Origin of the sequence: Streptomyces sp. NPDC050988 (genome assembly GCF_044456225.1) — a bacterium.
Taxonomy (GTDB): Bacteria; Actinomycetota; Actinomycetes; order Streptomycetales; family Streptomycetaceae; genus Streptomyces.
The window spans coordinates 346,048-360,927 of the sequence record NZ_JBITFQ010000004.1 but is presented as its reverse complement, the minus strand read 5'-3'; the positions used below and the strand labels follow the sequence as shown (position 1 = coordinate 360,927).

13 protein-coding genes are annotated in these 14,880 nt (G+C 65.2%); 6 read left to right on the top strand and 7 right to left on the bottom strand.

Annotated elements, in window-relative coordinates:
* Position 1: 1 nt before the first annotated feature.
* The 3 genes from ACIBEI_RS12885 to ACIBEI_RS12875 are packed head-to-tail and all read right to left on the bottom strand — an operon-like array spanning position 2 to position 3,623.
* Entirely contained in the window at positions 2–1,015 is a 1,014-nt protein-coding gene (locus tag ACIBEI_RS12885) for an ABC transporter permease (RefSeq protein ID WP_398888005.1), read from the bottom strand.
* Positions 1,008–1,931 carry an ABC transporter permease gene (locus ACIBEI_RS12880; protein ID WP_398888002.1) on the bottom strand — a complete coding sequence of 308 codons (924 nt, stop codon included), beginning with the start codon at positions 1,929–1,931 and terminating at the stop codon, positions 1,008–1,010. The genes ACIBEI_RS12885 and ACIBEI_RS12880 overlap by 8 nt, the downstream gene beginning before the upstream one ends.
* 54 nt (positions 1,932–1,985) lie before the next feature.
* The gene (locus tag ACIBEI_RS12875) at positions 1,986–3,623 is read right to left on the bottom strand and encodes an ABC transporter substrate-binding protein (protein WP_398888000.1); all 1,638 of its coding nucleotides are present in this window, start codon (positions 3,621–3,623) and stop codon (positions 1,986–1,988) included.
* A gap of 370 nt (positions 3,624–3,993) precedes the next feature.
* Between ACIBEI_RS12875 and ACIBEI_RS12870 the strand changes: the two genes are divergently transcribed.
* From ACIBEI_RS12870 to ACIBEI_RS12845, 6 genes are all read left to right on the top strand, one after another.
* The gene (locus tag ACIBEI_RS12870) at positions 3,994–5,025 is read left to right on the top strand and encodes an ABC transporter permease (protein ID WP_398887998.1); all 1,032 of its coding nucleotides are present in this window, start codon (positions 3,994–3,996) and stop codon (positions 5,023–5,025) included.
* 125 nt (positions 5,026–5,150) lie between these two features.
* The gene (locus ACIBEI_RS12865; protein WP_398887996.1) at positions 5,151–6,935 is read left to right on the top strand and encodes an ABC transporter substrate-binding protein; all 1,785 of its coding nucleotides are present in this window, start codon (positions 5,151–5,153) and stop codon (positions 6,933–6,935) included.
* A 44-nt stretch (positions 6,936–6,979) separates the two neighbouring features.
* On the top strand, positions 6,980–7,963 hold the full coding sequence (locus ACIBEI_RS12860) for an ABC transporter permease (protein ID WP_398887994.1): 984 nt from the start codon (positions 6,980–6,982) through the stop codon (positions 7,961–7,963).
* 18 nt (positions 7,964–7,981) lie between these two features.
* Positions 7,982–9,010, top strand: a complete 1,029-nt coding sequence (locus ACIBEI_RS12855) for an ABC transporter ATP-binding protein (protein WP_398887991.1) — start codon at positions 7,982–7,984, stop codon at positions 9,008–9,010.
* Between the two features lie 43 nt (positions 9,011–9,053).
* Positions 9,054–10,115, top strand: a complete 1,062-nt coding sequence (locus ACIBEI_RS12850; RefSeq protein ID WP_398887989.1) for an ABC transporter ATP-binding protein — start codon at positions 9,054–9,056, stop codon at positions 10,113–10,115.
* Positions 10,116–10,397: 282 nt separating this feature from the next.
* Positions 10,398–10,556: a hypothetical protein gene (locus ACIBEI_RS12845; RefSeq protein WP_398887987.1), complete on the top strand. Its 159-nt coding sequence runs from the start codon at positions 10,398–10,400 to the stop codon at positions 10,554–10,556.
* Positions 10,557–10,721: 165 nt separating this feature from the next.
* Here the strand turns inward: ACIBEI_RS12845 and ACIBEI_RS12840 are convergent, their stop codons facing one another.
* The 4 genes from ACIBEI_RS12840 to ACIBEI_RS12825 are packed head-to-tail and all read right to left on the bottom strand — an operon-like array spanning position 10,722 to position 14,873.
* Complete coding sequence (locus tag ACIBEI_RS12840) at positions 10,722–11,966, bottom strand: MFS transporter (protein ID WP_398887985.1); 1,245 nt, start codon at positions 11,964–11,966, stop codon at positions 10,722–10,724.
* Complete coding sequence (locus ACIBEI_RS12835) at positions 11,963–13,633, bottom strand: hypothetical protein (RefSeq protein ID WP_398887983.1); 1,671 nt, start codon at positions 13,631–13,633, stop codon at positions 11,963–11,965. Before ACIBEI_RS12835 ends, ACIBEI_RS12840 begins: the two co-directional genes overlap by 4 nt.
* Positions 13,633–14,376 carry a class I SAM-dependent methyltransferase gene (locus tag ACIBEI_RS12830; RefSeq protein ID WP_398887981.1) on the bottom strand — a complete coding sequence of 248 codons (744 nt, stop codon included), beginning with the start codon at positions 14,374–14,376 and terminating at the stop codon, positions 13,633–13,635. The genes ACIBEI_RS12835 and ACIBEI_RS12830 overlap by 1 nt, the downstream gene beginning before the upstream one ends.
* Complete coding sequence (locus ACIBEI_RS12825; RefSeq protein WP_398887979.1) at positions 14,373–14,873, bottom strand: hypothetical protein; 501 nt, start codon at positions 14,871–14,873, stop codon at positions 14,373–14,375. Before ACIBEI_RS12825 ends, ACIBEI_RS12830 begins: the two co-directional genes overlap by 4 nt.
* Between the last annotated feature and the right edge of the window lie 7 nt (positions 14,874–14,880).

Here is a 14,880-nt window from a genome sequence, read left to right as displayed (position 1 = left end):
GTCACCTCAGCTTCGGGTCGAGGGCGTCGCGCACCGCGTCGCCGAGCATGATGAACGCGAGGACGGTGACGGCGAGGGCCCCGGCCGGCCACAGGAGCGCGTGCGGCGCCGTGCGGATGTACTGGGACGCCGAGGAGATGTCGATGCCCCAGCTCACGGTGGGCGGCTTCAGCCCGACGCCGAGGTACGAGAGGGTCGCCTCCAGCGAGATGTACGTACCGAGCGCGATGGTCGCCACGACGATGACCGGGGCGATGGCGTTGGGCGTGATGTGCCGCAGCAGCATCCGGGAGTTGGAGGCGCCGAGCGCCCGTGCGGCCTGGACGTAGTCGTTCTGCTTGGTGGTGATGACGGATCCCCGGGCGATACGGGAGATCTGCGGCCAGCCGAGCAGCACCATGAACCCGATCACCGGCCAGACCGTGGAGCTGGTGACGACGGACAGCAGCACCAGACCGCCGAGGACGACGGGGATCGCGAAGAAGATGTCGGTGATCCGGGACAGGACCGCGTCCCCCGCCCCGCCGAAGAACCCGGCGAGCCCGCCGAGCACCGAGCCGAGGATCGCGACCCCGAGCGTGGCGCACACGCCGACGGTGACGGAGACCCGGGCCCCGTAGACCGTGCGGGTGTAGACGTCGCAGCCCTGGCCGTTGAAGCCGAAGGGGTGTCCCGGCTGGGAGCCCTCCTGGGCCTTGGCCAGGTCGCACTTGAGCGGGTTCTGGGTGGCGATCACCCCCGGCCACAGGGAGATGAAGACCAGGAACAGGATGATGAGCGCCGAGATGATGAAGACGGGGTTGCGGCGCAGGTCGCGCCAGGCGTCGGACCAGAGGGAGCGGGGTTTCTCGGAGGGGCCCGTGCCGTCCGGTCCGTCCGGGTTCTTCTCCAGGGTCGTGGCCTCGGCCGTGGCCAGGTCCATCGCGCCGCCCATGCCCGTCGCGGCGATGGCCCCGTCCTCCGGGGCGCGGCCCCCGCCCGACAGGTGAGGTTCCCGCGGCATCGGTTCAGGCATAGCGGATCCTCGGGTCGAGTACGGCGTACAGGAGGTCGACCAGCAGGTTGGCCACCAGGAAGACGAGGACCAGGACGGTCACGAAGCCGACGACGGTCTGGGTGTTCTGGCGCAGGATGCCCTGGTAGAGCTGGAAGCCGACGCCGTGGATGTTGAAGATGCGCTCGGTGACGATCGCGCCGCCCATCAGCGCGCCGATGTCGGTGCCGATGAAGGTGACCACCGGGATCAGCGAGTTGCGCAGCAGATGCCGGGTGATGACCCGCCGCCGGGGCAGTCCCTTGGCGACGGCCGTACGGACGTAGTCGGCGCGCCGGTTCTCCGCGATGGAGGTGCGGGTCAGCCGGGTCACGTACGCGAGGGAGACGGACGCGAGCACCAGGCCCGGCACGATCAGCTCGTCGAAGGGGGCCTCCGGGGAGACGGACGGACTGATCCAGCCCCATTCGACGCCCAGCAGCAGCTGGAGCAGCAGACCGGTGACGAAGGTCGGCACGGAGATGACGACGAGGGTGATCAGCAGGACGCCGGTGTCGACGGGACGGCCGCGGCGCAGTCCGGTGACGACGCCGAGTGTGATGCCGATGACGATCTCGAAGAGGATCGCGACGATCGTGAGCCGGATGGTGACCGGGAAGGCGCTCGCCATCAGCTCGGTGACCTCCTGACCGTTGAACGCGGTGCCGAAGTCGCCGGTGAAGACGTTGCCCATGTACGTCACGTATTGCTGCCACAGGGGCTTGTCGAGGCCGAACTCCTTGCGCAGCTGGGTGGCCGTCGCGGGGTCGCACTGCCGGTCGCCGCACAGGCCCGCGATGGGGTCGCCCATCACGTTCACCATCAGGAAGATCAACAGGGTGGCGCCGAAGAAGACCGGGATCATCTGCAGCAGGCGCCGGATCACATACCGTCCCATGAGGGCTCCGGAGGTAGGCGGGGGCACCCGTGTGTCGACGGATGCCCCCGCGGCTCAGCTGACCTTGATCTCGTTGTAGACGGGGACGCTGAACTGGTTGAGCGCCACGTCGGAGAGCCGCTCCGAGTAGCCGGCGCTGCCGTTCTGGTACCAGAGCGGGATGGCGCCCATGTCGTCCCGCAGGACCTCCTCGGCCTGCTGGAAGAGGCCGACGGCCTTGGCCTGGTCGGTCTCCGCGTTGGCCTCGTCGACGAGCTTGTCGAACTCGGCGCTGGTCCACTTGCCGTCGTTGGAGGAGGCGTTGGTGTAGTACAGCGGCTGCAGGAAGTTCTGGATCAGCGGGTAGTCCATCTGCCAGCCGGCCCGGAAGGGGCCCGACATCTTCAGCTGCGTGATCTGATTGCGGAAGTCGGCGAACGTGCCGATCGGGTTGCCGACGCAGGCCTTGTCGTTGTTCAGCGCGTTGTTGACGGAGTTGCAGACGGCGTCCACCCACTCCTTGTGGGAGCCGGTGTCCGCGTTGTAGGAGATCTTGACCTGGCCGCCGGGCAGCCCGCCGCCCTCCTCGATCAGCTTCTTGGCCTCTTCGGGGTCGTACTCGCAGGCGTCACCGCACAGCCCCTCCTTGAAGCCGCCGGCCTCGCCGAGCACGGGCGAGGTCCAGTCGCTGGCGGGCGTGCGCGTCTTCTGGAAGATGGTCTCGGTGATCTGCTCGCGGTCGATGGCCCGGGACAGGCCCGTGCGGACCTTCTCCATGCCGTCCTTGTCCCAGGCCTTGTCGTAGAACGGGAAGGCGAGGGTCTGGATGATGCCGGCGGGCGTGTTGATGTACCGGTCGCCGAGGTCGCTCGCGGCGTTCTTCAGCTGGGAGGCGGGCACGTCGTCGACGAGGTCGAGGTTGCCGGCCATCAGGTCCGTGTAGGCGGTGTTGTTGTCGGTGTAGACCTTGAGGTCCACCCCGCCGTTCTGCGCCTTGTCCTCGCCCGGGTAGTCCACCCACTCGCGCATCTTCATCACCGAGCCCTTGGCGTACGAGTCGACGGTGTACGGGCCGTTGCCGACCGGCTTGCTCAGCCAGCCCGCGTGGTCGTCGAAGAACGACTGCGGCAGCGGGGAGAAGGCCGCGTAGCCCAGGGTGTCGGGGAAGGTCGAGAACTTCTGGTTGAGCTTGACCGTGAAGGTGTTGGGCCCGGTGACCTTGAGGCCGGAGAGGGTGTCGGCCGTCTGCTTGCTGCCGTCCTCCGGGTGCGTCTTGTCGTAGCCGTCGATGTACCCGAAGAAGTACGCGTTCTTCTGGTTGTTCTTGAGGCTGGCGCCGTAGTTCCAGGCGTCCACGAACGACTTGGCGTCGACGGCCTCGCCGTTGCTGAACTTCCAGCCGGTCTTGACGGTGATGGTGAAGTTCTGCGAGTCCGAGGTCTCGATCTTCTCGGCGAGCATGTCGTTGGCCTTGCCGGTCTTGGCGTCGTAGCGCTTCAGACCGCGGAAGAGCATGTCGAGGACCTTGCCGCCCTGCACCTCGTTGGTGTTGGCCGGCTCCAGGGGGTTCTGCGGGTCACCCCACGAGGAGCTCACGATGCCGGAGCCGTCGCCGCCGCCGCTGTCGCCGCCCCCGTCGTCCCCGCAGGCCGTCGCGGCGAGAGCTACCGCCGCCGCGCATGCGGCCCATCTGGCGTGCGTGGCTCCACGCATGGAGTGCCTCCTCTTCAGTGCGCTTCCAGTGCACGTTCCGTGCGCTGTGGCTCCGGCGCGGGAGCGCTGTGCCTTCAGCGCCCAATATCGGGGCATAAAGGACGCGACGCCCATTCGTCCCACTCTTACGAGTGGGAACACCCACCGAATGCACGTATGCCGAAACATGGCGAACCGCATATCGGACCTCGCTTTGGTCATGGCAGCACCAAGCCACACCAAGCGGGCGGCCAGGCTCGGGTCAAGCGGCAAAAGACCAGATCAAAGCCGTCAACGTTTCATTGACGCTGCCTGAACGGCGTTGAAATGGTCGCGCTAGCCCGTGGGTCGCATCCCGCAGACCCGCATGACAGTTCGGGCCAGGAGCACGATGACCTCGCCTACACCCTCTGCCACGACCGCCCCCATGGTGGTGGCCGAAGACGCCGTACCCGCGGCGCCGAAGACCCCGCCCCGAGGCGGTGACAGCCGCTCCCCCGGCCGGCTCGCCTGGCTGCGCTTCAGGCGCGACCGCACGGGCGTGGTCTCGGCCTGTGTGGTGCTGGTCTTCTTCGTCGCCGGAGTCGGCGCCCCGCTGATCGCCAGGCTGTACGGCAAGGATCCGTACACGACCTACGGCCAGAACACGGCGGGTCTGCTCAACGACTTCGGTTTCCCCGTCCGGCCCAACGGCGGCATCAGCGGCGACTTCTGGTTCGGCGTCGAACCCCAGCTCGGGCGGGACGTCTTCACGCTACTGCTCTACGGCATCCGCAACTCGCTGCTGATCGCCACGGTGACGACCGTGCTGGTCACCTTCCTCGGCATCGTCGTCGGACTCACGGCCGGCTATCTCGGCGGCCGGACCGACTACCTGGTGGGCAGGGTCATCGACATCCTGCTGGCCTTCCCCTCCACGCTCTTCTTCATCGCCTTCTGGCCCGTGATGATCTCGATCCTCGTCTCGCCGGAGGACGCCACCCCGACCTGGCTCACGGTGGTCAGCCTGATCTCGGTGATGACCGCGTTCGGCTGGGCGCCGATCGCCCGGCTGCTGCGCGGCGAGGTACTGGCCCTGCGCGAGCGGGAGTTCGTGGAGGCGTCCAAGGTGACCGGGGCGTCACCGGCCCGGATCATCTTCAAGGAACTGCTGCCGAACCTGTGGACGCCGATCCTCATCCAGGCGACCCTCGCGCTGCCGATGTACGTCACCACGGAGGCCGCCCTCGCCTTCCTCGGCGTGGGGCTCAGTGATCCGACGCCGGACTGGGGCGTGATGATCCAGCGCGGGGCGCAGGTCTATCAGAACGACATCACTTACATGCTGTTTCCCGGGCTGACGATGGTGATCTTCGTGATCGCTTTCAACCTGCTTGGTGACTCCGTCCGGGATGCGCTGGATCCGAAGACCCGCCGCCGGTAGCTCCGCTGGATACGCCGGATTGAACCTGCGGGTTCGTTGTGGCTGGTCGCGCAGTTCCTCGCGCCCCTAAAAGAACAGGGGGCGCCCCCCGCTTCTCCCCTCTCCCTCATTCAGGCAGGACACCCATGTCTCTTTCGCGCAGAAACTTCGTCATCGCCACCTCCGTCGCGGCAGGCGGCTCCATGGTTCTCTCGGCCTGCAGCAGTGGTGGGGGCGGTGGCGGCACGGGAGGTGGCGGCTCCACGAGTACTGCCAAGTACTCCGCCGTCACCATCGGTACCGCGGACGACTCCACCGGGCCCGCGCCCGAGATCACCGGGGCGCGCAAGGGCGGGACGATCCACCCCATCGGGCCGGACGACTTCTCGCACCTCGACCCGCAGCGGATCTACTACTCGTGGAACTCCACGGTCGGCAACCTCTACATCCGCTGTCTGACCGGCTACAAGATCGCCTCCGGTGGCGCCATGAAGCTCGTCGGCGACTTGGCCACCGACACCGGCACCATGTCCGACGACGGCAGGACCTGGACCTTCACCCTGAAGGACGGGCTGAAGTGGGAGGACGGCAGCGAGCTGACCGTGGACGACGTGCGCCACGGCATCGAGCGCGGCTTCGCGAGCTTCACCACCGAGGGGGCGACCTACCTCCAGTCCGCGCTGACCGGCACGAACGACTTCCGATCGGTCTACAAGGGCCCGTACGGCGGCAAGCACCTCAGCTCGGTCGTCACGGACACCGCGAAGAAGACCATCACCTTCCATCTGAAGACGGCCCGCCCGGACCTCAACTGGACGCTGGCGATGCACTCCTACGGCGCCGTGCCCGTGAAGCACGACACCAAGGAGAAGTACGACAAGGACCCGGTCTCCTGCGGCCCGTACCGGATCAAGCAGCACTCGGTCGACAAGTCCCTGACGCTGGTGCGCAACACGCACTGGGACCCGGCGACGGACCCGATCCGCAACGCCTACCCGGACTCCTTCGTCTTCGAGTTCGGCCCGGAGGGGCTCCAGGCCACGGACCGGTTGATCGCCGACTCCGGGAACGACCAGTTCGCGGTCATGGCGTACAGCGGGGTGCCCGCGGAGCGCATCCAGAAGGTGCTCGGCACGGCGGACCTGAAGGCCCGAACCGTCGACGGCCTGCTGACCGGCCTCTACTACTACGCCATCAACTGCAAGCGGATCACCGACGTGAAGGTGCGCCAGGCGCTCAACTACGCCTGGCCGCTGGAGCAGATCCGCCGGATCTACGGCGGCCCGTCCGCGGGCGAGTACGCGACCACCGTCCTCTCCCCCGACATCGCCGGCCGCGTGAAGTTCGACATCTACGGCAAGCTGACCAAGCCGCAGGGCGACACGACGAAGGCGAAGGCCCTGCTGAAGGAAGCCGGCAAGCTCGGCCAGAAGATCGTCTACACCTATCCGCAGGGCGCGAGCGACGCGTACGACAAGACCAAGGTCGTCATCGCGGACGCGCTGAAGCAGGCGGGCTTCGACCCGGTCGTGAAGCCCGTCGAGTCGACCAGCTACTACGACCAGGTCCAGCAGATAGACAACCAGTTCGACGTGATGTGGTTCGGCTGGTCCCCCGACTGGCCCACCGGCTACACCCTCCTCCAGCCCCTCTTCGACGGCACCACGATCGCCAACGGCGCCAACAACGTCTCCCAGCTGAACGTGGACTGGGTGAACGCGGCCATCAAGAAGGACGCGGTCATCGCCGACCCGACCAAGGCCAACGCCGCCTGGGCCGCGCTGGACCGGCAGATCATGGAGAAGGAGGCGCCGATCATCCCCGAGACGTACCAGCGCCGCTACTACCTGTACGGGGCCAAGGTGGGCGGGGGCGAGTTCGACCCGCTGTTCTCGGCGTTCATCCTCTACAAGCTGTACGCCAAGGCCTGAGACCACCGGCAACCGGCAATCGGCCACCAGGGAATCGCCTCGCCATGTTCCGCTTCCTCGTCCGTCGGACGCTCGGCGCGCTGCTGATCCTGCTGATCATCAGCGCCCTCACCTTCGTGCTCTTCTACGTCGCCCCGCGCGACCCCGCCCGCGCCGCCTGCGGCAAGCTCTGCACGCCCCAGACGCTCGCGCTGGTCCGGCACAACCTCGGGATCTCCGACCCGCTGCCGGTCCAGTACTGGCACTGGCTGGTGGGGGTCTTCGCCGGTCGTGACTACACCGGGCTCGGGCACTGCCCGGCCCCCTGCCTCGGCTACTCGTTCACCAACCACGAGCCGGTGCTCGGCCTGATCACCGACCGTTTCCCGACGACTCTCTCGCTCTCCATCGGCAGCGCGGTGGTGTTCGTGGTCTTCGGCGTCGGTACGGGCATGATCGCGGCCGTCAAGCAGGGCAAGGCGCTGGACAAGATCGCGTCCTCCGCCTCCCTGATCGGCTCGTCGCTGCAGATCTACATCGTGGGTGTGGTCGCGATGTACTACCTCTCCGACGAGTGGCATCTGCTCCCCCGGCCGCAGGACAGCATGGGATTCACCCAGGATCCGAGCGCCTGGTTCAAGGGGCTGTTGCTGCCGTGGCTGGTCCTCGCGCTGATCTTCACGGCCAACTACACGCGGATGACCCGCTCCCAGCTGGTGGAGAGCCTCAGCGAGGACTACGTACGCACGGCCCGTGCCAAGGGCCTGTCCCGCCGGACGGTCTTCTTCCGGTTCGCCTGGCGGGGCGCGATGGGGCCGATCGTCACGATCCTCGGCCTCGACATCGGCTATCTCCTCGGCGGCGCGATCATCACCGAGGAGACGTTCGGACTGCACGGCATCGGCGCGCTGTCCATCAAGGCCGTACGGGACAACGACCTGCCGCTGCTGCTCGGTGTCGTCCTCACCGCGGCCGCCGCGATCGTCGTCGCCAACATCGTCGTCGACGCCGTCTACGCCCTCATCGACCCACGGATCCGGCTCGCCTAGGAGAGGACGCCCCCCCTCATGAACACGCCCTTCCTCTCCGTACGCGACCTGCGGGTCGCCTTCTCGACCGAGGACGGCGTCGTCAGGGCCGTCGACGGGCTCTCCTTCGACCTGGCCCAGGGCCGGACGCTCGGCATCGTGGGCGAGTCCGGCTCGGGCAAGTCCGTCACCAGCATGGCGATCCTCGGCCTGCACGACCGCGAACACACCGACGTGGACGGCGAGATCCTGCTCGACGGCAAGGACCTGCTGACCGCGACCGAGCGGGAGCTGGAGCGGCTGCGCGGCAACACGATGTCCATGATCTTCCAGGACGCCCTGGCCTCGCTCTCGCCCTTCCACACGGTCGGCAGACAGATCGGCGAGACGTACCGCAAGCACACCGGGGCGTCCCGGCACGAGGCCCGCGCGCGGTCGGTCGAGATGCTCCGGCGGGTCGGCATCCCGCAGCCCGACCTCCGGGTGGACGACTATCCCCACCAGTTCTCGGGCGGTATGCGCCAGCGCGCGATGATCGCCATGGCGTTGGTCTGCGACCCTGAACTACTGATCGCGGACGAACCGACCACGGCCCTGGACGTGACGGTCCAGGCCCAGATCATGGACCTCCTCAAGGACCTCCAGCAGGAGTTCGGCACGGCGATCGTCTTCATCACCCACGACTTGGGCGTCATCGCCAACATCGCGGACGACGTGCTGGTGATGTACGGCGGCCGCTGTGTGGAGCGGGGCACGCGGAACCAGGTGCTGCGGACACCCCAACACCCGTACACCTGGGGCCTGCTGGGCTCGATGCCGAGCCTCGACGGGCCGGTCGACGTGCCGCTGTCGCCGATCCCCGGCCTGCCGCCGTCCCTCCTCAACCCACCGTCCGGCTGTCGCTTCCACCCGCGGTGCGCGTTCGCCGAGAAGGTCCACGGCGGGCTGTGCTCCACGGACAGCCCCCCGCTGGAGATCAACGGCGGCGGCCGCGGCACGGCCTGCCACCTGACGGCCGATCAGCGCAGGGAGTTCTTCGTCGACTACGCGACCCCGCAGCCCAACTGACGCACAGGCCCAACTGACGTACGAGAGAAGGGATTTCACGATCATGAGCGGCACGGACCCGGACCCGGCCCCCCTCCTGGACGTCACCGGGCTCACCAAGCACTTCCCGGTACGGGGCGGCTTCCCCGTCCGCCGTACGGTGGGCGCGGTGCAGGCGGTGGACGGGCTCGACCTCCGGGTCGCCGAGGGCGAGAGCCTGGGACTGGTCGGCGAGTCCGGCTGCGGCAAGTCGACGACGGGCCGGCTGATCACCCGCCTCCTGGAACCGACCGCCGGAAAGATCACGTACGCGGGACAGGACATCACCCACGCCTCGCGGAGGGAACTGGCGCCCATCCGCTCCGAGATCCAGATGATCTTCCAGGACCCGTACGCCTCGCTGAACCCCCGGCACACGGTCGGGAAGATCGTCTCCGGCCCCATGGAGATCAACGGCATCGACCCGAGGGGCGGCCGCGAGAGCCGCGCCCGCGAACTGCTGGAGATCGTCGGTCTCAACCCGGAGCACTACAACCGCTTCCCGCACGAGTTCTCCGGCGGCCAGCGCCAACGCATCGGCGTGGCAAGGGCGTTGGCACTGCAGCCCCGGCTCATCGTGGCGGACGAGCCGGTGTCGGCGCTGGACGTGTCGATCCAGGCCCAGGTGGTGAACCTCCTCCAGACCCTGCAGAAGGACCTGGGCATCGCGTTCGTCTTCATCGCCCACGACCTCGCGATCGTCCGCCACTTCTCGCAGCGGGTCGCCGTGATGTACCTCGGCCGGATCGTCGAGACGGCCGACCGCGACGATCTGTACGGGAATCCGCGGCACCCGTACACGCGGGCGCTGCTGTCCGCGGTCCCGGAGGCGACGGCGGCGGACGACGCTCCGGCCCGCGAGCGAATCCGCCTGACCGGCGACGTGCCGTCCCCGCTGAACCCACCCTCCGGCTGCCGCTTCCGCACCCGATGCTGGAAGGCGACGGAGAGGTGCGCGTCGGAGGTGCCGGCGCTGGTACGGGCCGAGGGGAACGGGGTGGGGCATCTGACGGCTTGCCACTATCCGGAGGTGGGGGACACGGTTCCTGGGTCCTGGCCCTCTGAGGGCCCAGGGATCGCGGCCTGACACCTACCCATGGAGTCATGGACTACGCGAGGATGCGTGATCGCCGAGGAGCTCACGGAATACGCCGAGTACCTTGAGGGGGCGTAGATCGTCGAGATCGGGCCTTCCGAACCGTTCCTTGCCATGATGAGCCGCTACAAGCGCCACGAGGGCGCGGTCGGACATATCCGGAACCAGCTTCCCCGCCACCCACCCCGGCTACGTCTGCGAGAACGGTCCCGAGATCGAGCACCCGCCGATCGGCCGGATGCGGTGCCCGGACGCGGTCGTCATCCCGAGGACGTGCTTGACGGGGAGGGCCTCGCCGTCAACGCGAGTCAGGTGCTGGCGGTCATCGAGATCGTCTCGCGTTCCAATCCGGACAACGACTACGGTGCAAAGCTCACCGAGTACCCGGCCATGGGTATCGCCCACACCGTGCGGCTGCCGCTTCAGGACTAGCCGGAGACGTCGTCGACACGGGCGCAGGATCCCGGGATTGCGGCCCGACGGACCCCGTTCGTCAGCACGCGGGCGGAGCCCGTCTGTCACGGTCGTCCTTCAGTCCCTGACCACTGCATTCACTCCGCAACCGATGTGTGCCGGCCTCAGGCAGTCCCTCCGTCGTTAAACAGTCGAGGTGAATTCAGCCTGGGCTTTCCTTTCGAGCGCCGACAGCTTCGGCGACCACGATATAAGACAGCTGCTCAGGTGAAGCACGCCTGCGAAGGAAAGCACCGCCGGGTATCCGAAGCGTGAGGCCAGGTAGCCGCCCAGGGCCGCTCCGCCCACCGTTCCGACGCCGTAACTGACCACCCGCGAGGCCGCGTTGACGCGTGACAGGTAGGAGGACGGCACGATGCGCTGACGAAGCGTGATGACACTCATGTACTGAGCGGTGTGACAGAACAGGTAGGCGATCAAGATGGCCGCCGCCACCCACCACGCAGTGACGACCACCAGGGCAAAGCAACACAGAGAAGCAACGAATGTCAGCCGTCTCGTAACAAAGATGGCGCGCTCGCCAGCCCGCATGCGGCCTGTCGCGAAGGCACCGACGGTCGCGCCCAGAGACCAGGAAGCCATCATGACACTGAACATCCAGCCTGAGCTGGGCACGTCGAGTCCTTCGACAGCCCAGGGCACAAGGATTCCGAACATCGCACCCACAGCCGCGGATCCAGCAGTCCCAACCCCCACCAACTGCGTAAGACCGGCCTGAGAGCGGAGATAGCGTAGACCGTTCGCGATCTCGTGGGGAATGTTCCGGATCCGCGCAGTCTGACTGCTGGTCCGATCGCTCATCGTTGTCGAAACCGCACGCACCAGGACCGCCGAAGCGGCAAATGAGATGACGTCGAACAGCACCACCTGGCTGGGGCTCATGACGACCAGCAGCATTCCCACAAGGCCGGGACCAGCGAACTCCATCAGGGACTGAGTTCCCCAGACCAGCCCGTTTGCCCGGTCCAGCGAGTCCCGCTTCACGAGCGCGGGCGTGGCACCCCAGTTCGCGCCGTCATACATGGCTTCCCCGGTCTGGCTGATGAAACCGGCGACCAGGACAACGGCCACACTCAGCTCACCCAGCCAGGAGCAGGCCACGATCGAGAAGAGGGCGAGGGCGGAACAGATGTCGGCGAGCACCATGATGGTCCGGCGTGGCCACATGTCACCGACCGCGCCCCCGACCATTCCGAAGAGGATCATGGGTGTCGTGTCCGCCACCACCATCAAGCTGGTGAGGGCCGGACTTCCGGAAAGATTGAATACCAGCAGCGGTAGGGCCACCATGGTCAAGGCGCTGCCCAGTTTACTTACCCCGCGCGAAGCCCAGTAGAAGTAGAAATTCCTCCCAAGACCTCTAATCATAGGCGAACACGATCCTCACGTGATATCCATATCGGACTGGACGGGTCGCACTTGAATGCACGATAGAACTGATCAAAATGCCTGACCATCAATATTCGGTACAGATCCGACGGGTACGGGACCGCACGCCCCTCGTCGGCAGTGTCCCACAAACCTGACCACCCCAGGAAGAAGTCTCTGAACTCACGGTCTTGAGCCCTCTCACGCCCCATTGCATGCACACCGGCAGAAAGGGACAAATAGTCGGCAAGCAACTCGTTTCGACAATCGGCCGGAGAGAAGCTGGATACCAACCCCTTTCGCACATCCTGTTTCGCACGCTCGATCAAACGGTTCACGACATGGTCTAGAGCGAAGGGCGGCACCCCGGTCGTCCGATCAGACTCGATCCCTCCGAATCCCCAGTTTCCCGGGTCAAGTGCATGCGCGATCTCATGCCCTATAACGCCACCCACTGAACCGAGAATAAACGCATCGGACTGCCAAGCAGAGTAGATGACCGAAGGCAGGCCGGAACTGACAGTCACCATATTTTGACTCGGCATGTAGTGCCCGCCAACGATGCCAGCACGAATCGCCGGAGGAAAGTCACCGCACTGGATGCATCGCAGCACATCCGAATAAACCCACGCCGCCTCTTGTTCAAGAGCCTCGATCACCGTTGCTGCGACCGACAGGTCTCCGCTATGCGCTGGCGATGAGTAACGAATCTTGACACTGTCAACCTTTGACAGGGAATAGGAATACCCAGGCTCGCCCCCCGCCCGGGATTCTCGCACTGCATCGCTCATACCTTGCCGCACACGGCGAGCGAGTGAAAATGTCAGCTCGGCATGATCGCTACCACACAGAGCAACCGAATCATAGAGCCGAGGAGAGACGATCCGAATAGCTTTGGCCAATTTATGAACGGATCGGTCCGAATCGAGTACGGCCGATATGGATCTTACAGTCCGCGCTGCCGCACAGAGCCGCGCAACAGCCCATGCCTGCAGTCCGGCGAGGGAGGAAATATCCCAGACTCTGTCGAGGGCATCAAGATATCTGGAACTAGCCCATACGACCTCTTCAAGAAAAGTCCCGAACAAGCCGATGCTCCAAGCGGACCAGTCCACACCGCTGGCAGCAGAACGGGGCAGCCGCTTGACATGCATCCAATTTTCTGGTGTACGCAGCGTCGGAGTTTCCAGAAGTGAGGCACTCAAAGTCGCCGCAATTTTTTCGACCTCTTGACTCGCTCCATAATCAGCAGTCCTGGATTCGGCCACCCTGCAACTGCTCGGCTGAGTCAGGTGAACTCGTACCACCCCGTCCGAAAGTTGCGGCATGACGAAAATATTGGCTAGAATCGGAAATCCCTTGTTCTGGATCGCTCCCAGAACTTGAACCAGGTGCCGCTTCGAGGTCGAAGACTGGATGGCGATCTCATGCTGCCTGATCTTCGCGTTGAGCACGCGGCTGTTTTCGCAACCGCCGGCGAAGTCACGAATTTCACCGAGAAGAGAAGTGTGAGCGCGGCAGCAATCGATCGCGAAAGCCGCAGTAACTCGCTCAAGTAAGATTTCGCTTCCTTTATTGAGAAACCCTCGATAGTCCGGTGCAGCATTCTGGGGCGTGGCGAGATAATCTCGCCACGCCCCAGAAATGAGTTCCGAATAAATCGACATCACACTTTCTCGAAACATGAGATGAAAACGCCTGGACGTCCGGAGTACTTGACGAACTGCCAGTTGGCCCACGTACGCACGGGTGACATCCCGTAAATCATGGCAGCCAGGTCCATCTCACTCTTCCACATGTACCTGATTCGACAGGGGAGGCGGGTTACCGAGTCAGCGTCGTGGTCAAAAACAAGAGTTGACGAATCGATCGTCTGGTCCTTCTGATTGACGATTGCTGGCCGAATTATAGTGCGCTCGGCACTTATCTCGGTAACGAGGACCTCTTGAGACGATTGATATCGTGACAGATCTGGGTTGAGGCCCTCAATTATGGCTCTCCCGTTCGGCTTCAAGCTCCGTGCCACCTTCTCGAGGCATTCGAGTTGTGCTTCTTGAGAAGGCAGTTGAAGGAGTGACAGTCCAAGGATGGTCACGACATCGAACTGAGCATCGTAGGATATTTCCAGCATGGATGCCTGCTCAACCGCAACGCGCCCCTCGTCATCCTCTTTTCTCAGAAGTTCGAGCATCGACGAGGACGTATCAACCGCGGTCACTCTGTGACCGCGGTTGGCCATGGCCACTGCGAATTTGCCGTCGCCGCAACCAAGATCCAGCAGATCGGCAGTCGAGCCCACCAGCCGCTCGACGAACGCTACCGTCGGCTCGGGCGAGGGGACCCCGAGGGACCTGTCCCGATAGAATGGCGCCCAATGCTCACCATAGGTGGTCTCGTCGTATTGCCTCATGGTGCATCACCCTCAAGTGCCCTCAGCCGGGAAGCCAGTCGATCCAGCTCCAGCAGGGCCTGCGGGTCGGCCAGCCTAGGTCCGATGAACATGTCGTCGCAGAGCAGCATCATCCCGGGATCAACCCAGAGCCCGAGGCTCTTCGAGAGGCTGGCAAGAGGCTGCAGGCATTCCCGACCCGATTGCCCCGTACTCACACCGACCATGCCGAGTCGTTTACGGGCGAGTTGCTTCATCGCAGTTTCGTGCTCATGCAGGGCTTGGAAGGCGCCAAGGCACTCCGCAGCCGGCGTGCCGCAGTAGATGGGGACGATCACGAGAATCGAGGTGTGTCGTGTGAGCGCATCAACCAACTTCGATGATGGCTTTAGATGCCCTTCCGGAATGTATTCGTCCCACGTCAGCAGCTCATGGCCTGCTGCCGTTGGCGGCCTGGTGACCCGCCCGACGGCGAGTGAACGTGATTGCTCGGATCCGCTGCCTGCAAGCGTTAGCAAATTATCC